Genomic DNA, 19,535 nt, shown 5'->3' with positions numbered 1-19,535 from the left:
GGTCCATACCAACTTGGTTGCGCACTCCCCCGCACGTCCCCGCACCACCCCCTGCACTCCCGAACACCCCCATTTCCCCAGGGAGATCGCGTGCGCATCCACCTGTTCGGACGTTCCAGACGTCGCCTCCTCGCCCTGCTCGGCACCGCCGCCCTGGCCTTCACCGGAGCGGTCGCCCTGCCCGGTACGGCGCAGGCGGCCAACATCCTCACCAACCCCGGCTTCGAGTCGGGCGCCCTCTCCCCCTGGTCCTGCACCGGCAACCTCGGATCGGTGGTCTCCAGCCCTGTGCACGGCGGCTCCAAAGCCCTTGCCGGGGCCGCCAGTTCGAGTGACAACGCCAAGTGCACCCAGAGCGTCTCCGTCCAGCCCAACACCACGTACACCCTCTCGGCCTGGGTGCGCGGCAGCTACGTCTACCTCGGGGTCGACGGCGGCGCCTCGACGTGGACGACCTCCACCTCCGCCTACAGCCGGCTGACTCTGTCCTTCACCACCGGCGCCTCGCAGACCAGCGCCAAGGTCTACACCCACGGCTGGTACGGCCAGGGCACCTACTACGCCGACGACGTCAGCCTGGACGGCCCCGGCGGCGGCGGTGGCTCGGACACGCAGGCGCCCTCGGCTCCGGCGAGCCTGCGCTCCACCGCCAAGACCTCGTCCAGCGTGTCCCTCGCCTGGAACGCGTCGACGGACAACGTCGGCGTGAGCGGTTACGACGTCTACAGCGGCTCGAACCAGGTGCTGACCGTCTCCGGCACGAGCGCGACCGTCAGCGGGCTGTCGCCCAGCACGGCCTACACCTTCACCGTCAAGGCACGCGACGCGGCAGGGAACACCTCGGGCGCCTCCAACGCGGTGAGCGTGACGACCGACGCGGGCGGCGGCGGTGGCACCGGCTTCAAGCAGGCGGCGCCCTACCTCTACCTCGGCTGGGGCGACCCGCCCAGCGCGACGTCCGTGATGAGCTCGACCGGCGTCAAGTGGTACACGATGGCGTTCATGCTCGACCAGGGCGGCTGCAACCCCGCCTGGGACGGCAGCCGTCCCCTCACCGGCGGCAACGACCAGAGCGTCATCAACTCCATCCGCTCCGCGGGCGGTGACATCGTCCCGTCGTTCGGCGGCTGGTCGGGCAGCAAGCTCGGCGCCAACTGCTCCTCCGCGAGCGCCCTCGCCGCGGCCCTGCAGAAGGTGATCGACGCATACAGCCTCAAGGCGATCGACATGGACATCGAGAACACCGACGAGTTCGAGAACGCCGCCGTCCAGGACCGCATCCTGACCGCGCTGAAGACCGTCAAGGCCAACAACCCGGGCCTGCGCACGATCGTCACGTTCGGCACGACGACGACCGGTCCGACGTACTGGGGCAACCGGCTCATCGAGCAGGCGCAGGCGCTCAACGCCGGTATCGACGTCTTCACCATCATGCCGTTCGACTTCGGCGGCGGCTCCGACATGTACGGCAACACGGTGGGCGCCACCGAGGGCCTCAAGACCAAGCTCAAGTCGACCTTCGGGTGGGACGACGCCACGGCGTACTCCCACATCGGCATCTCGGGCATGAACGGCCTGAGCGACCAGCAGGAGAACACGACTCCGGCGATCTGGACCCAGATCCGCGACTGGGCGAACGCGCACCACATCGCCCGCCTCGCCTTCTGGTCGGTCAACCGTGACCGCGCCTGCCCCGGCGGCGGCGTGACCAGCAACTGCTCCGGCATCAGCCAGAGCACCTGGCAGTTCACCTCCATCACGGCCGGCTTCACCGGCTGACGCACACAACCCGCGGGACGCGGGGGCATCCGGCCACCGGCCGGGTGCCCCCGCACGCCTGTGCGCGCCACCGGTGACCCGGGCACCGCGGCTACCTCAGGTAGGCCAGGCCGGGATGTGCCTTCGTGTAGCCGTCGACGAGGCGGTGGGCCACGTTCACGGAGTCCACCAACGGGTGCAGGGCGAACGCCTTGACGGCGGTGGCGCGCGAGCCCGACTCGGCCGCGGCGAGGACCTCGCGCTCGACCGCCTTGACCGAGCAGACCAGACCGGTGGCGTGGTCCGGCAGCGGGTCGACGGCCACCGGATGCGCCCCGTTGGCGTCGACCAGGCACGGCACCTCGATGACGGCCTCGGCGTCGAGGACGCCGAGGGTGCCGCGGTTGCGGACGTTGAGGATCAGCGTGGTCCGCTCGTCGCGGGCGATGGCCCGCATCAGGGCGAGGGCGACCTTCTCGTAGCCGCCGGAGAGGTCGTCGGTGTCGCGCTCGCCGGCGCCCGCCGCGTCCCGGTTCTCCGCCATGTACGTGGCCTCGCGCTCGGCCCGCGTACGGTCCCAGGCCGCCAGCGCCGAGGCCTCCGGGCGCCGCATCTGCTCGTAGAACGCCGCCTGCTGGTCGCGCAGGAAGGCGCCGCGGGTCTTCTTGGCCTGCTGGTAGGCCCGTACGGTCTCGCGGTTGAAGTAGTAGTAGTGCAGGTACTCGTTCGGGACGGCGCCCAGCGAGCGGAGCCAGTCCACGCCGAACAGCTTGCCCTCCTCGAAGGAGCCGAGCAGCCCGTCGTCGGCCAGCAGGCGCGGCAGTTCGTCCCGGCCCGCGACGCGCAGACCCCGTACCCAGCCGAGGTGGTTGAGGCCGACGTAGTCGATCCATGCCTCGCCGGGGTCCGCGCCGAGCACGCGCGCGATGCGGCGGCCGAGGCCGACGGGGGAATCGCAGATGCCGATCACCCGGTCGCCCAGGTGCCGTGACATGGCCTCGGTGACCAGGCCGGCGGGGTTGGTGAAGTTGATGACCCAGGCGTCGGGGGCGAGCCGGGCCACGCGGCGCGCGATGTCGACGGCGACCGGCACGGTCCGCAGTCCGTACGCGATGCCGCCCGCGCCCACCGTCTCCTGGCCGAGGACGTCCTCCGCGAGGGCGACCCGCTCGTCCGCCGCGCGCCCTTCGAGGCCGCCGACGCGGATCGCGGAGAACACGAAGTCGGCACCGCGCAGCGCGTCGTCCAGATCCGTGGTGACCGTCACCACGGGGGCGTCCGCCCGTCCGGCCGCCTGCTCGGCGAGGACCCGGGCGACGGCGGATAGCCGTTCCGCGTCCAGGTCGTGCAGCACCACATGGGTGACCCGGCCCCCGGCCCGGTCGCCGAGGAGCGCCCCGTACACGAGCGGCACCCGGAATCCGCCGCCTCCCAGAATCGTCAGCTTCATGCCACGCCCGCCTTTCCCGGCTCTCCGGCCACGATCGCCTGTACGCCCGTCTCCGCGGAGGAGAACCGCGTCGAAGCGTCGATCGCCGTGTCCGTCTCTACCACGTCGAGCCCTTGGACGCCGCAGACCTGCGCCGGAACGGCGGGGGGAGTGTGCGTCATGCTGGGGTCCGTACACGTACCGCCGCGTGCCCGCCCGGCCCGGGGCAGGGGTACGCACGACCGCCCCGGCCCCGGGTCACGCGAACCCGCCCGGGCCATGACCAGGGAGCCCGCCATCGCCCGCGAGCCACAGCCGACGAATCCGCCCCCGTCGACGGCCGGGAGCCGTGGACGCGCGGGCCGCACCCGGACAGCGGCCGGCTGCCGCACCGCGCCGGACCCGCACTCCGGGCAGTCGTCGACCCTATTCCTCCGCGCGTCGGGGTCGGGTCCGCGCCCCTTCGCGCGCACGCCGTCGGGCGGTTCGCCGAGTCCGGACCCGGCTGACGCGGCGCCGTGACCGCCGACGCCGTGCCGCCCGCGTCCGCGCGCTCCGCGCCCGGCCGACTCCTCGCCGTGCTCGCCGCCTTCGACCGCGAGCACCCGGCGCTGAGCCTCACGGACATCAGCCGGCGCGCGGGGCTGACCCTGACCACCGCGCACCGGCTCGTGGGCGCGCTCACCGAGTGGGGCGCCCTGGAACGCGACGCGAGCGGCGTCTACCAGGTGGGCCTGCGGCTGTGGGAACTCGCCGCCCTCGCGCCACGCGGGCCCGCCCTGCGGCAGGTCGCGCTGCCGTACCTCGAGGACCTGTACGAAGCGACGCACGAGAACGTCCAGTTGGCGGTCCGCGACGGCTCCGAGGTGGTCTACACCGAGTGGCTCTCGGGGCGTTCAGCGGTCGGGGTCCGCATCCAGGTGGGCGCCCGCTGGCCCCTGCACGCGACAGGGGTGGGCCTCGCGCTCCTCGCCCACGGCGACAGCGCGTTCCAGGAGGCGTACTGCGAGGGCCCGCTCGCCTCGTTCACGCCGTACACCCTCACCGACGCGGAGCGGCTGCGCCGGGTTCTGGCCGAAGTGCGGCGCACCGGGGTGGCGGTGAGCAGCCGTCAGGTCACCGAGGACGCGGTGTCGGTGGCCGCTCCGGTGCGCGGCCGGGGCGGGGCGGTGACGGCGGCCGTGTCGGTGGTGGTGCCGCAACAGGACGCGCAGGTGGCCGCGTTGGTCCCGGCGGTACGGCTGGCCGCGCGCGGCATCTCCCGGGCCCTGGGCTGGCGGCCCGCTCCGGACGCGACGGACTGATCCTCCACGACGGTCCGGGACGGTGTGGGGCGAGGACGGGCGCGATACCGGCGGGACGTGCGCCCACGCGGACGTCCGGCGGAGTCAGCGGTCGGGCGCGCGGTCGGGCGGTCGGCCGGTCCGCCGGTCGGGCCGACGCTCGTGAGGCATGAACGAGCCACCGGGGCAGCGGAGTTCGGCCGGTGCGGTGCCGGGCGTTGACCGTCCCGTACGCCGCTCCTACTGTCCGAGCGAGCGCCGACCAGCCTGCCGACGATCCCGCCGCAGCCCGCCAGGAGGCCGACATGTCGCACACCCCGCGCACCGCAGGAGACCGGTCCGAGCCGTGGACCGTCCCCGGGCTCGTGGAACGCAACGCCCGCCTCCACGCCGACCGGCCCGCCCTGTCCTGGCGGGAGCCCGGTGCCGAGGAGTGGAGCACTCTGGACTGGGCCGGGGTGCGGGAGCGCACGACGCGGCTGGCGGCGGGATTCGCGGCACTCGGTGTCGGCCGGGGCGACCACGTACTGCTCATGATGGCCAACCGGCCCGAGCACTGGCTCTGCGACGTCGCGCTGGTCCGCCTGGGCGCGGTGCCGGTCAGTGTGTACGGGACCTCCGCCGTGCCGCAGATGACGCACATCGCCCGCAACTGCCGTGCCGACGTGGCCGTGGTGGAGGGCGCCGCCGAGGTGGACCGGTGGACGGCGCTGCTGGACGACGCCGGCACACCGCTCACCCGGCTCGTCGTCGTGGAGCCCGGGAGCGAGGGCACCCACCTGCCGTACGCCGCCCTGACCGCGGAACCGGTGCCGGAGGAGTTCGGCAAGTCGTTGGACGCGTCCCGTCCCGACGATCCGGTCACCGTCGTGTACACCTCCGGCACCACCGGCGAGCCCAAGGGCGTGGTGCTCACCCACCGGCAGGTGCTGGCGAACGCCCGCGCCATCGAAGGCGTCGTCGAACTCCCGCCGCAGACCGAGCACATCAGCTATCTGCCGTTCGCCCACATCGCGGAGCGGATGCTGAGCATCTACGTGCCCTGCCTGCGCCTCGCCCACGTGTACCTGTGCCCGGACCCGCAGCGCGTCGCCGGGGCCGTGCGGACGGTGCGCCCGGCGCAGTTCTTCGGGGTGCCGAGGATCTGGGAGAAGCTCGCCGCGACCGTACGCACCGGACTCGCCGCCCTGCCCCCGGAACACCGGGAGGCCGTCGAGGAGGCCACCCGGGTGGCACGGGAGTACGTCGGCTACCGGGAGCGCGGCGAGGAGCCGCCGCCCGAACTGGCCGCGGCGTACGACGAGTCGCGGGAGCGGGTCCTGGTGCCGCTGCTGGCGGTCGGAGGGCTCGACCGGGTCGCCTGGGCGGCCAGCGCCTCGGCGCCCATGCCGATCGACGTGGTGCGTTTCTGGGCCGGCTTCGGGATCGTCGTCATGGACGCCTGGGGGATGACCGAGACGGCCGGTGTGACCACGGCGAACAGCCCGCACAGCGGGTTCCGGCTCGGCTCGGTGGGGCGCCCGGTGCCGTCGGTGGAGATCCGCGTCGCCGAGGACGGCGAGCTGGAGGTGCGTGGCGAGTCGGTCTTCGCCGGGTACCTCCGGGAGGACGGCGAGGTGGTGCCCGCGGTGGACGACGAGGGCTGGCTGCGCACCGGCGACATCGGCCGCGTGGACGAGGACGGATTCGTGTGGATCACGGACCGGAAGAAGGAGATGATCATCACCTCGACGGGCAAGAACGTCTCCCCGGCGCTGGTGGAGAACGCCCTCAAGGAGCATCCGCTGATCGGCCAGGCACTCGTGCACGGCGACCACCACTCGTACCTGGTCGCCCTGCTCGTGCTGGACCCGGAGACGACTCCCGTCTGGGCGGCGGCGCACGGCGTCGAGGCGGGGCTCGGGCCGGCCGCCCTGGCCCGGCATCCCGTCGTGCGGGCGGAGGCGGACCGGGCGGTCGCCGCCGCCAACTCCCGCCTGAACAGGACCGAGCAGGTCAAGCGGTACGAGCTGCTGGCCGAGGAGTGGGGCCCGGAGACCGGCGAGCTGACCCCGTCGCTGAAGCTTCGGCGCCGGGTCATCCGCGAGAAGTACGCGGCGGCGCTGGCGGGCCTGTACGAGGACTGAGCGGGCGGGCGGACGTGCGGACGGGCCGGGCCGTGGCCCTGGGCGGCCCTGCCCGGGCGTGCGTGCCCGGGCCACAGCACCCCGGCCGGCGTACCCGAGGGCTGTACCCGGGCCGCCACACCTGGGTGGCCGCACCCGGGCAGGCGTACCCATGGGGCCGCAACCAGGCCGCCGTACCGGAGCGGCCGTATCCCGGCGCCGTCCCGGGCCGCCGCACCCAGCAGGCGCACCTGGGCCCCGTACCCGAGAGGCCGTACCGGGGCAGGCGCACCCTCGCCGCCACACCTGGGTGGCCGCACCTGGGCCGCCGCATCAAGGCCGCGGCACCCGGCGCGCGTACCCGGGAGGCCACGCCCGGGCCGCCGCACCCAGGCCGGCACCGGGCGTGCTCACCCGGGAGGCCGCCGCCCCGGAAACCACACCCCGCCGAACGCCCCCCGCGCCCGCCGTACCCGGCCGGTATCCCCCCGCCCCTGCCGACCTCGCAAGCGGAGGACGCCGGCCCCGCACGCGAAGGCCCCCCCGGGAGGACCCCGCGCGTTCCGCTCCCCCGGCGCCTTCACACCTTGAACTCCCCACCCCCGTAAGGACTTTCTCGGCTTGACCTCTTGACGGTTGGACCACCGGAGAGCACATTGGCCGCGCAGCTGCTGTGAGAGCGCTCTCAAAAAACACCCGCACACCTCACTCCGTACCTGAAGAGGGCACCCCCATGAGTGAAACGTCCGGCACACCCGGCAGACGCGCGCCCCTGCGGCGCGTGCTCGTCGCCGTGTTCAGCACGCTCAGCCTGGCGGCGGCCGCGGCCACGGCCGCCACCCTCCCCGCCACCGCCTCCGCTCCCCCGCCCCCCACCGGCTGGTCCCAGGTCTTCGTCGACGACTTCACCGGCGCCGCGGGCACGGGCGTCAACACCACCAACTGGCAGTACACGACGGGCACCAGCTACCCCGGAGGTCCCGCCAACTTCGGTACCGGCGAGATCGAGACGATGACGAGCAGCACCGACAACGTCTCCCTCGACGGTTCCGGCAACCTGCGGATCACCCCGCGCCGCGACTCCTCGGGCAAGTGGACCTCCGGCCGTATCGAGACCCGGCGCACCGACTTCCAGCCCCCGTCGGGCGGCAAGCTGCGCGTCGAGTCCCGTATCCAGATGCCGAACGTGACGGGGCCCGCCGCCAAGGGCTACTGGCCGGCGTTCTGGATGCTCGGCGCACCCTTCCGGGGCAACTACTGGAACTGGCCGGGCATCGGCGAACTGGACATCATGGAGAACGTCCAGGGCCTCAACACCGAGTGGGCCACGATGCACTGCGGCACCTCCCCGGGCGGTCCGTGCAACGAGACCTCGGGCATCGGCGGGAACACCCCGTGCACCGGCACGACCTGCCAGTCCGGGTTCCACACGTACGCCGTGGAGTGGGACAGGTCCACGAGCGTGGAGGAGATGCGCTTCTACCTCGACGGCCTCAACTTCCACACGGTCAGGGCCAATCAGGTCGACACGACCACCTGGACGAACGCCACGAACCACGGCTACTTCATCATCCTGAACGTGGCGATGGGCGGCGGCTTCCCGGACGCCTTCGGCGGCGGGCCCGACAGCGGCACCGAACCGGGCCACCCGATGGTCGTCGACTACGTGCAGGTGCTTCAGGCCGCCGGCGGCGGCGGTGGCGGCACCACTCCGCCCCCGTCCGGCAACCGGGACGCGTACAGCGCGATCCAGGCCGAGTCGTTCGACGGGCAGGGCGGCGTGAGCACCGAGGCGACCAGCGACTCGGGCGGCGGCCAGAACATCAGCGCGATCGGCAACGGCGACTGGGCCCTCTTCAAGGGCGTGAACTTCGGCTCCACGGCGGCCAGGCAGTTCTACGGCCGGGTCGCCAGCGGTGCGGCGGGCGGCGTCAGCGGCCTGGTCGAGGTCCGCCTCGACAGCCGCACGAGCAGTCCCGTCGGCAGCTTCGCCGTGGGCAGCACCGGCGGCTGGCAGAGCTGGAAGACGGTCCCGGCGAACATCACCGGCGTCACCGGCACCCACGACGTCTATCTGACCTTCAGCAGCGGGCAGCCGGCCGACTTCGTGAACGTGAACTGGTTCGACTTCGGCCGCTGACGGCCAAGCGGCACGGGCACACGGGAGGGGCGGGCCACGCGGCCCGCCCCTTCAGCGCAGCTCCAGCCGGAACTGCGCCGGGGTCAGCTCCGTGTGCTGCTGGAAGAACTTGGAGAAGTTGGCGGCGTCGGGGAAGCCGACGGCCGCCCCGACCCGGCCGATCGGCATCTCGGTGTGCGCGAGGAGCCGCTTGGCCTCCAGCGTGACCCGCTTGTCGATGAAGCCCTTCGGTGTCTCGCCGGTCGCCGCGCGCACCGCGCGGACCAGGGTCCGGCGGGAGTAGCCGAGTTCGTCGGCGTAGGCGCTGACGCTGTGGTTGGTGGCGAAGCCCTTCTCCACCGCGTCCCGGAAGCGGGTGAAGGTGGTGTCGCTCCGCTCCTGCGCCGCCTCGGCCGAACTGGCCGCCAGGTGGGCCAGTCTGAGCAGGAACGCGGTCAGCGAGTGCCGCAGCACCGAGGTGTGCAGGCTGAGCGGCAGCGTGGCGGTGTCGACGTACTCGCGCTCCAGCTGGTCCAGGGAGTGCCGGAGGCCCGCGAGTTGTGCCGCGTCGGGCCGCAGCAACGGCGGCTGGTCGTAGCGGTAGAGCCCGGTCGCCTCGACGGTGGCGCGCGGCAGGAAACCCGGTTGCATGGTGAGGGCGGTCCCGCGGTACCCGTTCGTACGGGAGAAGCGGTGGACCTGGCCGGGACGGATCCAGAGCAGCTCCCCCGCGGCGGCCTCGTACTCGGCGAAGTCGATCATGTGTCGGACGGGGCCCTCGTGGAACAGCATCACGACGTGGAAGTCGATGCGGTGCACCCGGTCCAGGGGCGCGTCCGCGTGCCAGGCGCGGCCCGCCCCCATGGGGCCGACCTGCATACCGACACCGGAGACGCTGAGGTCGACGGGGAAAGGAAAGGTCGTGATCCCGTCCTGCTCCCGGCTGCCGTCTCGGGTTGTTCTGTCCGCCATGTCCTTCTCGCGTCGATCGGTCCCGCACTCGCTGTCCCACTTTCACCGAAGGCTGACACAGGGGCACCTTCCCCGGCAAAAGTCAGACTTTTAAGTTTGAACACGTCCGCGCAGTAATCCCGCTCTCGCAGAGGACTTCTTGAAGATGAGCACGCAGACCTTCGACGGCTTCGAATGGACCGATCTCGACCGGCGTGCCGTCGACACCGCCCGCCTGCTGGCGGCCGATGCCGTGCAGCAGGTCGGAAACGGACACCCGGGCACCGCGATGGCGCTGGCCCCGGCGGCGTACACCCTCTTTCAGAAGGTGATGCGACACGACCCCGCCGACCCGGAGTGGACGGGCCGCGACCGCTTCGTGCTGTCCCCCGGCCACACCTCGCTGACCCTCTACACCCAGCTCTTCCTGTCCGGCTACGAGCTCGGACTCGACGACCTGAAGGCGTTCCGCACGCACGGCTCGAAGACGCCCGGTCACCCCGAGTACGGGCACACCGCGGGCGTCGAGACCACCACCGGCCCGCTCGGCCAGGGTGTCGCCAACGCGGTGGGCATGGCGATGGCCGCCCGCTACGAGCGCGGCCTGTTCGACCCCGAGGCCCCGGAGGGCGAGTCCCCCTTCGACCACACCGTCTGGGCGATCGTCTCGGACGGCGACCTCCAGGAGGGCATCTCCGCCGAGGCGTCGTCCCTGGCCGGGCACCAGAAGCTGGGCAACCTCGTCTTCGTCTACGACGACAACCACATCTCGATCGAGGGCGACACCGCGACGGCCTTCTCCGAGGACGTCCTGAAGCGCTACGAGGCCTACGGCTGGCACGTCCAGCGGATCGAGCCCGCCGCCGGCGGCGACATCGACGTGCACGCCCTGCACACGGCGCTGACACGGGCGCGGGCCGAGACCGGGCGCCCCTCGATCATCGCGATGCGCACGATCATCGCCTGGCCCGCGCCGAACGCGCAGAACACCGAGGCCGCGCACGGCTCGGCGCTCGGCGCGGACGAGGTCGCGGCCACCAAGCGCGTCCTCGGCTTCGACCCCGAGCGCACCTTCCAGGTGGAGCCGGAGGTCCTCTCCCACGCCCGCGAGGCCCTGGACCGGGGCGCCGAGGCGCACGCCGCCTGGGACAAGCGGATCGCGGAGTGGCGCCTGGCGCAGCCCGAGCGCGCGAAGCTCTTCGACCGCGTCGTCGCGGGCCAGCTCCCCGAGGGCTGGGAGAGCGCGCTGCCGGTGTTCGAGGAGGGCACCTCGGTGGCGACGCGTGCCGCGTCCGGCAAGGTGCTCCAGGCCCTCGGCGGGGTCATCCCCGAGCTGTGGGGCGGCTCCGCGGACCTCGCCGGCTCGAACAACACGACGATCGACAAGACCAGCTCCTTCCTGCCCCGGGGCAACCCGCTGCCCGAGGCCGACCCGTACGGCCGCACGGTCCACTTCGGCATCCGCGAGCACTCCATGGCCGCGGAGATGAACGGCATCGCGCTGCACGGCAACACCCGCGTCTACGGCGGCACCTTCCTGGTGTTCTCCGACTACATGCGCAACGCCGTCCGCCTCTCCGCCCTCATGCAGCTCCCGGTGACGTACGTGTGGACGCACGACTCCATCGGCCTCGGCGAGGACGGCCCCACCCACCAGCCGGTCGAGCACCTCGCCTCGCTGCGCGCCATCCCCGGCCTGAACGTCGTCCGCCCGGCCGACGCCAACGAGACCGCGATCGCCTGGCGCGAGATCCTCCGCCGGCACGCCGACGCCCCCGCCCCGCACGGCCTCGCCCTCACCCGGCAGGGCGTCCCGGTGTACGCGCCGAACGAGGACGCGGCCAAGGGCGGCTACGTGCTGCGGGAGTCGTCCACCGGCACACCGGACGTCATCCTCGTCGCCACCGGGTCCGAGGTGCGGCTCGCCGTCGAGGCCCGCGAGCGGCTGGAGGCCGAGGGGGTCGGCACCCGGGTGGTGTCGATGCCGTCGGTGGAGTGGTTCGAGGAGCAGTCCGCCGAGTACCGCGAGAGTGTCCTTCCGCCCTCGGTGAAGGCCCGCGTGGCGGTCGAGGCGGGCATCGGCCTGACTTGGTACCGGTATGTGGGTGACGCCGGACGCATCGTCTCCCTGGAGCACTTCGGCGCCTCCGCCGACGCCGAGACCCTGTTCGCCGCATACGGCTTCACCGCCGAGAACGTCGCCTCCGCCGCGCGGGAATCACTCGCCGCAGCGCGTGGTTGATCCCGTCGCCAGAAAGAAGATGATCACTGTGACCGAAGCAACCGCAGCCGCGGGAGCCCTGAAGCGCCTCTCCGACGAAGGCGTCTCCATCTGGCTGGACGACCTGTCGCGCAAGCGGATCACGTCCGGCAACCTCGCCGAACTCGTCGAGACCCACCATGTGGTGGGCGTCACCACCAACCCCTCGATCTTCCAGGCCGCCATCGGCTCGGGCGAGGGCTACGAGGAGCAGCTCGCCGACCTCGCCGTGCGCGGCGTCACGGTCGAAGAGGCCGTCCGCATGATGACCACGCAGGACGTCCGTGCCGCGGCCGACGTGCTGCGGCCCGTGTACGAGGCGACGGACGGGCGCGACGGGCGGGTGTCCATCGAGGTCGACCCGCGTCTCGCGCACCGCACCGACGCGACGGTCGCCGAGGCCAAGCAGCTCGCCTGGCTGGTGGACCGCCCGAACGTCATGATCAAGATTCCGGCCACCGAGGCCGGCCTCCCGGCGATCACCGAGGTCATCGGCCTCGGCATCAGCGTGAACGTGACGCTGATCTTCTCGCTGGAGCGCTACCGCGCCGTGATGGACGCCTACCTGGCCGGCCTGGAGAGGGCCAGGGCCGCGGGCATCGACCTGTCCGGCATCCACTCCGTCGCCTCCTTCTTCGTCTCGCGCGTCGACAGCGAGATCGACGAGCGGCTGGCGAAGGCCGGCACCGACGAGGCGCTCGCCCTCAAGGGCCGCGCCGCGCTCGCCAACGCGCGGCTGGCGTACGAGGCGTACGAGGAGGTCTTCGGCGGTGACCGCTGGGCCGCCCTCGGCGCGGCACGCGCCAACCGGCAGCGCCCCCTGTGGGCCTCGACCGGCGTCAAGGACCCGTCGTACAAGGACACGCTGTACGTCGACGAGCTGGTCGCGCCCGGCACGGTCAACACGATGCCGGAGGCCACCCTCAGGGCCACCGGTGACCACGGCGACGTCCGCGGCGACACGGTGACCGGCGGCTACGCGCAGGCGCGGGCCGACCTGGCGGCCGTCGAGGGCCTCGGCATCTCCTACGACGAGGTCGTGGCGCGGCTGGAGGACGAGGGCGTGGCGAAGTTCGAGGCCGCCTGGCAGGACCTGCTGGAGGCCGTGGCGACGTCGCTGGACCGCAAGGGAGTTGACGAGGCATGACCGGGACACCCACCGAGGACACGGCGGGGCGGGAGACCGGCGTGACGCCGGCGTCCCCCGCCGGGGAGTCGAAGGACGCCAAGAGCAGCACGGCGAAGACCGGCCCGAAGCGGGCGGGGGCCGCGGCGAAGCCGAAGGCGGAAGCCGCCGGGAACGCGGCCGGCGCGCGGGAGGCGAAGGCCGGCGCGGCCGGGACCGAGGCCGGGGACGGCGTTCCCGCGGACGTGGTGAAGGCCCTCGGAGTGGACGGCGGCGACGCCGACTGGCAGAACCCCCTGCGCGACCCGCAGGACCGCAGGCTGCCCCGGATCGCGGGCCCCTCGGGGCTCGTCATCTTCGGCGTCACCGGTGACCTCTCCCGCAAGAAGCTGATGCCGGCGGTCTACGACCTCGCGAACCGCGGTCTGCTGCCGCCGGGCTTCTCGCTCCTCGGGTTCGCCCGGCGCGAGTGGGAGGACCAGGACTTCGCGCAGGTGGTGCACGACTCCGTGCGCGAGCACGCCCGTACCGAGTTCCGCGAGGAGGTCTGGCAGCAGCTCGCCGAGGGCATGCGGTTCATCCCGGGCGACTTCGACGACGACAACGCGTTCAAGCAGCTGCGCTCGGCCGTCGAGGAGCTGGACTCCTCGCGCGGCACCAGCGGCAACTACGCCTTCTACCTCTCCGTGCCGCCGAAGTTCTTCCCGAAGGTCGTGCAGCAGCTCAAGCGGCACGGGCTGGCGGACGCTCCGGAGGGTTCCTGGCGGCGCGCGGTCATCGAGAAGCCCTTCGGCCACGACCTGGCGAGCGCGCGCGAGCTGAACGCGATCGTGCACGAGGTGTTCGACCCGGACCAGGTGTTCCGCATCGACCACTACCTCGGCAAGGAGACCGTCCAGAACATCCTGGCGCTCCGCTTCGCCAACCAGATGTACGAGCCGGTGTGGAACCGCAGTTACGTCGACCACGTGCAGATCACGATGGCCGAGGACATCGGCATCGGCGGCCGGGCCGGCTACTACGACGGCATCGGCTCCGCCCGTGACGTCATCCAGAACCACCTGCTCCAGCTGCTGGCCCTGACGGCCATGGAGGAGCCGGCCGCCTTCGACGCCGAGTCGCTGCTCACCGAGAAGCTGAAGGTCCTCAGGGCGGTGAAGCTGCCGGAGAACCTGGGCGAGCACACCGTGCGCGGCCAGTACGCGGCGAGCTGGCAGGGCGGCGAGAAGGTCGTCGGCTACCTCCAGGAGGACGGCATCGACCCGCGGTCGACGACGGACACCTACGCCGCCGTCAAACTGGAGATCGACAACCGCCGTTGGGCGGGTGTCCCCTTCTACCTGCGGACCGGCAAGCGGCTCGGCCGGCGGGTGACGGAGATCGCGGTGGTCTTCCAGCGCGCCCCGCACTCCCCGTTCGACTCGACCGCCACCGAGGAACTCGGCGCGAACGCCATCGTCTTCCGCGTCCAGCCCGACGAGGGCATGACCGTGCGCTTCGGATCGAAGGTGCCGGGTACGTCGATGGAGATCCGGGACGTGTCGATGGACTTCGCCTACGGCGAGTCGTTCACGGAGTCCAGCCCGGAGGCGTACGAACGGCTGATCCTGGACGTGCTGCTCGGCGACGCCAACCTCTTCCCCCGTCACCAGGAGGTGGAGGAGTCCTGGAAGATCCTCGACCCGATCGAGGAGTACTGGGACAAGCACGGCAAGCCCGCGCAGTACGCCTCGGGCACCTGGGGCCCGAAGGAAGCCGACGAGATGCTCGCACGAGACGGACGGAGCTGGCGCAGGCCATGAAGATCGACCTGACCGACACCACGGCAAGCAAGATCAACAAGGCTCTTGTGAAGGGCCGCCGCGCCATCGGCACGCCGGCCGTGGGCATGGTCCTCACGATGGTCATCGTGACCGACGAGGAGAACGCCTACGACTCCATCAAGGCGGCCGAGGAGGCGTCGCGCGAGCACCCCTCGCGCACCCTGGTCGTCATCAAGCGCCACGCCAGGACCCCGCGCGACCGCACCAACTCGCGCCTGGACGCCGAGGTCCGGGTGGGCGCCGACGCCGGCACCGGCGAGACCATCGTGCTGCGCCTATACGGCGAGGTGTCCGACCACGCCGACTCCGTCGTCCTGCCGCTGCTGCTGCCGGACGCGCCGGTCGTCGTCTGGTGGCCGGTGGACGCGCCGCAGATCCCGGTCAAGGACCCGCTGGGCGCACTCGCCGCGCGCCGCATCACCGACATGTACGCGGTCGAGGCGCCGCTCGCCGCGCTGGAGGCCCGCGCCGCCGCGTACGCGCCCGGTGACACCGACCTGGCGTGGACCCGGCTGACGCCGTGGCGCTCGATGCTGGCCGCCGCGCTCGACCAGGCCCGGACGAAGGTCATCTCGGCCGCCGTGGAGAGCGAGGCGGAGAACCCGAGCGCCGAGCTGCTGGCCCGCTGGCTGGAGGCCCGTCTCGGGGTCGCCGTCGAGCGGGTCGTCACCGCGGGTCCCGTCGTCACCGCCGTCCGGCTGGGCACCGAGAACGGCGAGATCCGCATCGACCGCCCCGAGGGGCCGCTGGCCACCCTGGCCCTGCCGGGCCAGCCCTCGCGCACCCTCGCTCTGAAGGTGCGCAGCACCTCCGAGCTGATCGCCGAGGAGCTGCGGCGCCTCGACGCGGACGAGATGTACGCCGTCGCCCTGCGGAGCGACGGCACCAAGGAGATTCCCACCGATGTCTGACACCCCCAGGCTCACGCACCGTCCCGAGTGGACGGCGCTGGAGGACCACCGCGCGCAGGAGATGCTGCACCCGCGGCTGCGTGAGCTGTTCGCCGCGGACCCCGGGCGCGCGGACCGCTACACCGTGCGCGTCGGCGACCTGCGCATCGACTACTCCAAGCACCTGATCACGGACGAGACCCTGGCCCTGCTTCAGGAACTGGCCACGGCCACCGACGTGTTCGGGCAGCGGGACGCGATGTTCCGCGGCGAGAGGATCAATGTCACCGAGGACCGGGCCGTGCTGCACACCGCGCTGCGCGCCCCGCGCGACGCGGTGGTCGAGGTCGACGGGGAGAACGTCGTGCCGGGTGTGCACGCCGTGCTCGACCGGATGGCCGACTTCGCCGGGCGCGTCCGCTCGGGCGAGTGGACCGGGCACACCGGCAGGCGCATCAGGAACGTCGTCAACATCGGCATCGGCGGCTCGGACCTCGGTCCGGCGATGGCGTACGACGCGCTGAGGGCGTTCGCCGACCGCTCGCTGACGGTCCGGTTCGTGTCGAACGTGGACGGTGCCGACCTCCACGAGGCCCTTCAGGGCCTGGACCCGGCGGAGACGCTGTTCGTCATCGCCTCGAAGACCTTCACCACCATCGAGACGATCACCAACGCCACGTCGGCGCGGACCTGGCTCCTCGCCGGGCTCGACGGCGAGGAGAAGGCGGTCGCGAAGCACTTCGTGGCGCTGTCGACGAACGCCGGAAAGGTCGCGGACTTCGGTATCGACACGGCCAACATGTTCGAGTTCTGGGACTGGGTCGGCGGCCGCTACTCCTTCGACTCCGCGATCGGCCTGTCCCTGATGATCGCGATCGGTCCCGACCGGTTCCGCGAACTGCTCGACGGGTTCAGGACCGTGGACGAGCACTTCCGCACCGCGCCCGCCGAGTCCAACGCACCGCTGCTGCTTGGCCTGTTGGGCGTCTGGTACGGCAACTTCTTCGACGCCCAGTCGCACGCGGTGCTGCCGTACTCGCACTACCTGTCCCGGTTCACCGCGTACCTCCAGCAGCTGGACATGGAGTCCAACGGCAAGTCGGTGGACCGCGAGGGACGCCCCGTGGAGTGGCAGACCGGCCCGGTCGTCTGGGGCACCCCGGGCACCAACGGCCAGCACGCCTACTACCAGTTGCTGCACCAGGGCACCAAGTTGATCCCGGCGGACCTGATCGGGTTCGTCAACCCGGTCGACGAGCTGAGCGACGAACTCAAGGCGCAGCACGACCTGTTGATGGCCAACCTCTTCGCGCAGGGCCAGGCGCTGGCCTTCGGCAGGACACCGGACGAGGTGCGCGCCGAGGGGGTGCCCGAGGAGCAGGTCCCGCACCGCACGTTCCGCGGCAACCACCCGACGACCACCATCCTGGCGCCCGAACTCAGCCCCTCGGTCCTCGGCCAGCTGATCGCCCTGTACGAGCACAAGGTGTTCGTCCAGGGCGCGATCTGGAACATCGACTCCTTCGACCAGTGGGGCGTCGAGCTGGGCAAGGTCCTCGCCAAGCGCGTGGAACCCGCGCTCACCGAGGGCGCCGACGTGCCCGGACTCGACCCTTCCACCGCCGCCCTCGTGGCCGCCTACCGCACTCTCAGGAAGAAGTGAACTGACATGACCACGATGCAGCTCGGACTCATCGGCCTCGGCAGGATGGGCGGCAACATGCGTGAGCGGATACGCCGCGCGGGCCACACCGTCATCGGCTACGACCGCAACCCCGACCTCGCCGACGTGCACAGCCTCGAAGAGCTGGTCGAGAAGCTCGAAGGGCCGCGCGTGGTGTGGGTGATGGTGCCCGCGGGCGGCCCGACCCAGTCCGTCGTGGACGAACTCGGCGACCTGCTGGAGCCCGGCGACATCATCGTGGACGGCGGCAACTCCCGCTGGACCGACGACGAGAAGCACGCCGAGCAGCTGGCCGCCAAGGGCATCGGCTTCGTGGACGCGGGCGTCTCGGGTGGCGTGTGGGGCCTGGAGAACGGCTACGCCCTCATGGTCGGCGGTGACCCGGAGAACGTCGCCAAGGTGCAGCCGGTCTTCGACGCGCTCAAGCCCGAGGGCGACTTCGGGTTCGTGCACGCGGGCAAGGTCGGCGCCGGCCACTTCTCCAAGATGGTCCACAACGGCATCGAGTACGCCATGATGCAGGCCTACGCCGAGGGCTGGGAGCTGCTGGAGAAGGTCGACTCCGTCACCGATGTGCGCGAGGTCTTCCGGTCCTGGCAGGAGGGCACGGTCATCCGCTCCTGGCTGCTCGACCTCGCCGTCAACGCCCTGGACGACGACGAGCACCTCGACAAGCTGCGCGGCTACGCGGAGGACTCCGGTGAGGGCCGCTGGACCGTCGAGGCGGCCATCGACAACGCGGTCCCGCTCCCCGCGATCACCGCGTCGCTGTTCGCCCGCTTCGCCTCGCGGCAGGAGGACTCGCCGCAGATGAAGATGATCGCCGCCCTGCGCAACCAGTTCGGCGGCCACGCCGTCGAATCCGCGAAGTAGGCGTCATGGGCGACCTGCTGCTGGTCCGCCACGGCGAGACCGAGTGGAGCCTGTCGGGGCAGCACACCAGCTGGACCGACCTGCCCCTGACGCGGCACGGCGAGGAACAGGCCGCGTCCCTCGCCCCGCTGCTCGCCGGCCGCACCTTCGCCCTGGCGCTCACCAGCCCGCTGGCCCGCGCGTTCCGTACGGCGGAACTCGCGGGCCTGTCCGGGGCCGTGACGGACCCGGACCTGCACGAGTGGGACTACGGCGCGTACGAGGGCGTCACGACCGTCGAGATCCACCGGACCCGGCCCGACTGGTTCCTGTGGGACGACGGGGTGCCGCCCGGTCCCGACGGTCATCCCGGCGAGTCGCCCGAAGAGGTGGGACGACGGGCCGACCGCGTGCTGGCCCGGGTGGCGCCCGCACTCGGGGACGGGGACGTGGTGCTGGTCGCCCACGGGCACTTCCTGCGCGTGCTCACCGCCCGCTACCTGGGACTCCCGGCCGCCGACGGGCGGCTGTTCCAGCTCGCCACGGGCACGGTCGGGCGGCTCTCCACCGAGCACGGGCGCCCCGTGATCGCCGAATGGAACAGCCCAGGAACTTCTGTGCCGGTCCACTAGTTCCCACGGTGCTGTAGCAATCGAAGAGGTTCCGGCCCGCCCCTCGGGGCGGGCCGGCCCTCGACAACGTATGGAGTTCTCATGGCCCTGTGGGACCGCATCAAAGAGTCCGCGTCGACGATGCAGACCCAGCTCGTGGCGAAGAAGAACGACCTCACCAGCGGCGCCTTCCGCGACGCCAGCATGGCCATGTGCGCGCTCGTCGCCGCCGCCGACGGCTCGATCGACGCGTCCGAGCGGCAGCGGGTGAGCCAGCTGATCGCCACGAACGAGGTCCTGAGGAACTTCGACGCTGCCGACCTCCAGCGGCGCTTCGACGACAACCTGAACAAGCTGACGGCCGACTTCGCCCTGGGCAAGGTCAGCGTCCTCCAGGAGATCGCCAAGGCCAAGAAGAAGCCCGCCGAGGCCCGCGCCGTCATCCAGATCGGCATCGTCATCGGCGGCGCCGACGGCGACTTCGACAAGGACGAGCAGGCGATCGTGCGCGAGGCCTGCTTCACGCTGGACCTGCCGCCGCACGAGTTCGACCTGTAGGACCCGCCGAAGCCGCCCGCCCCGGCCCACCCGCCCGGGCGGCGGCCGCAGTTACCGGCCCGGGCCACCGCTCACACGCGGTGGCC

General features: G+C 71.9%; 15 protein-coding genes. 12 read left to right on the top strand and 3 right to left on the bottom strand.

The features are described 5' to 3' along the window. The first annotated feature begins 90 nt into the window (after positions 1 to 90). Entirely contained in the window at positions 91 to 1,779 is a 1,689-nt protein-coding gene (locus tag ACWGIS_RS10950) for a carbohydrate binding domain-containing protein (protein WP_453362079.1), read from the top strand. Positions 1,780 to 1,870: 91 nt separating this feature from the next. Here ACWGIS_RS10950 and ACWGIS_RS10945 read toward each other — a convergent pair whose 3' ends face one another. Then, positions 1,871 to 3,208: a 6-phospho-beta-glucosidase gene (locus ACWGIS_RS10945; protein ID WP_453362078.1), complete on the bottom strand. Its 1,338-nt coding sequence runs from the start codon at positions 3,206 to 3,208 to the stop codon at positions 1,871 to 1,873. Next, positions 3,205 to 3,369 (bottom strand): hypothetical protein, encoded by a 165-nt coding sequence (locus ACWGIS_RS10940; RefSeq protein ID WP_453362077.1) that lies wholly within the window; start codon positions 3,367 to 3,369, stop codon positions 3,205 to 3,207. Before ACWGIS_RS10940 ends, ACWGIS_RS10945 begins: the two co-directional genes overlap by 4 nt. A gap of 336 nt (positions 3,370 to 3,705) precedes the next feature. Between ACWGIS_RS10940 and ACWGIS_RS10935 the strand changes: the two genes are divergently transcribed. The 3 genes from ACWGIS_RS10935 (at position 3,706) to ACWGIS_RS10925 (ending at position 8,715) form a co-directional block, all read left to right on the top strand. Then, a complete protein-coding gene (locus ACWGIS_RS10935) occupies positions 3,706 to 4,491 on the top strand; it encodes an IclR family transcriptional regulator (protein WP_453362076.1) in 786 nt (261 codons plus the stop codon). Between the two features lie 284 nt (positions 4,492 to 4,775). After that, the gene (locus tag ACWGIS_RS10930; RefSeq protein WP_453362075.1) at positions 4,776 to 6,596 is read left to right on the top strand and encodes an AMP-dependent synthetase/ligase; all 1,821 of its coding nucleotides are present in this window, start codon (positions 4,776 to 4,778) and stop codon (positions 6,594 to 6,596) included. A gap of 712 nt (positions 6,597 to 7,308) precedes the next feature. Beyond that, entirely contained in the window at positions 7,309 to 8,715 is a 1,407-nt protein-coding gene (locus ACWGIS_RS10925; RefSeq protein ID WP_453362074.1) for a glycoside hydrolase family 16 protein, read from the top strand. A gap of 51 nt (positions 8,716 to 8,766) precedes the next feature. Here ACWGIS_RS10925 and ACWGIS_RS10920 read toward each other — a convergent pair whose 3' ends face one another. Further along, on the bottom strand, positions 8,767 to 9,666 hold the full coding sequence (locus tag ACWGIS_RS10920) for an AraC family transcriptional regulator (protein ID WP_453362073.1): 900 nt from the start codon (positions 9,664 to 9,666) through the stop codon (positions 8,767 to 8,769). Between the two features lie 145 nt (positions 9,667 to 9,811). Between ACWGIS_RS10920 and tkt the strand changes: the two genes are divergently transcribed. From tkt to ACWGIS_RS10880, 8 genes are all read left to right on the top strand, one after another. Then, positions 9,812 to 11,887 carry a transketolase gene (gene tkt / locus ACWGIS_RS10915; RefSeq protein ID WP_453362072.1) on the top strand — a complete coding sequence of 692 codons (2,076 nt, stop codon included), beginning with the start codon at positions 9,812 to 9,814 and terminating at the stop codon, positions 11,885 to 11,887. Positions 11,888 to 11,906: 19 nt separating this feature from the next. Then, positions 11,907 to 13,052 carry a transaldolase gene (gene tal, locus ACWGIS_RS10910; RefSeq protein WP_453362071.1) on the top strand — a complete coding sequence of 382 codons (1,146 nt, stop codon included), beginning with the start codon at positions 11,907 to 11,909 and terminating at the stop codon, positions 13,050 to 13,052. After that, positions 13,049 to 14,833, top strand: coding sequence for a glucose-6-phosphate dehydrogenase (gene zwf, locus ACWGIS_RS10905; RefSeq protein WP_453362070.1), 1,785 nt, complete (start codon positions 13,049 to 13,051; stop codon positions 14,831 to 14,833). The genes tal and zwf overlap by 4 nt, the downstream gene beginning before the upstream one ends. Beyond that, positions 14,830 to 15,765: a glucose-6-phosphate dehydrogenase assembly protein OpcA gene (opcA, locus tag ACWGIS_RS10900; RefSeq protein WP_453362069.1), complete on the top strand. Its 936-nt coding sequence runs from the start codon at positions 14,830 to 14,832 to the stop codon at positions 15,763 to 15,765. The genes zwf and opcA overlap by 4 nt, the downstream gene beginning before the upstream one ends. After that, the gene (gene pgi / locus ACWGIS_RS10895; protein WP_453362068.1) at positions 15,758 to 17,407 is read left to right on the top strand and encodes a glucose-6-phosphate isomerase; all 1,650 of its coding nucleotides are present in this window, start codon (positions 15,758 to 15,760) and stop codon (positions 17,405 to 17,407) included. Before opcA ends, pgi begins: the two co-directional genes overlap by 8 nt. 15 nt (positions 17,408 to 17,422) lie before the next feature. Continuing rightward, positions 17,423 to 18,301 (top strand): phosphogluconate dehydrogenase (NAD(+)-dependent, decarboxylating), encoded by an 879-nt coding sequence (gene gnd / locus ACWGIS_RS10890; protein WP_453362217.1) that lies wholly within the window; start codon positions 17,423 to 17,425, stop codon positions 18,299 to 18,301. Between the two features lie 5 nt (positions 18,302 to 18,306). Beyond that, on the top strand, positions 18,307 to 18,912 hold the full coding sequence (locus tag ACWGIS_RS10885) for a histidine phosphatase family protein (protein ID WP_453362067.1): 606 nt from the start codon (positions 18,307 to 18,309) through the stop codon (positions 18,910 to 18,912). An 81-nt stretch (positions 18,913 to 18,993) separates the two neighbouring features. Next, complete coding sequence (locus ACWGIS_RS10880) at positions 18,994 to 19,449, top strand: tellurite resistance TerB family protein (protein WP_355795345.1); 456 nt, start codon at positions 18,994 to 18,996, stop codon at positions 19,447 to 19,449. Positions 19,450 to 19,535: the final 86 nt, after the last annotated feature.

This window comes from Streptomyces sp. NPDC054842, assembly GCF_053611025.1.
Note: the sequence above shows the minus strand (reverse complement) of the source record. Positions and strands in the feature narration are given on the sequence as shown.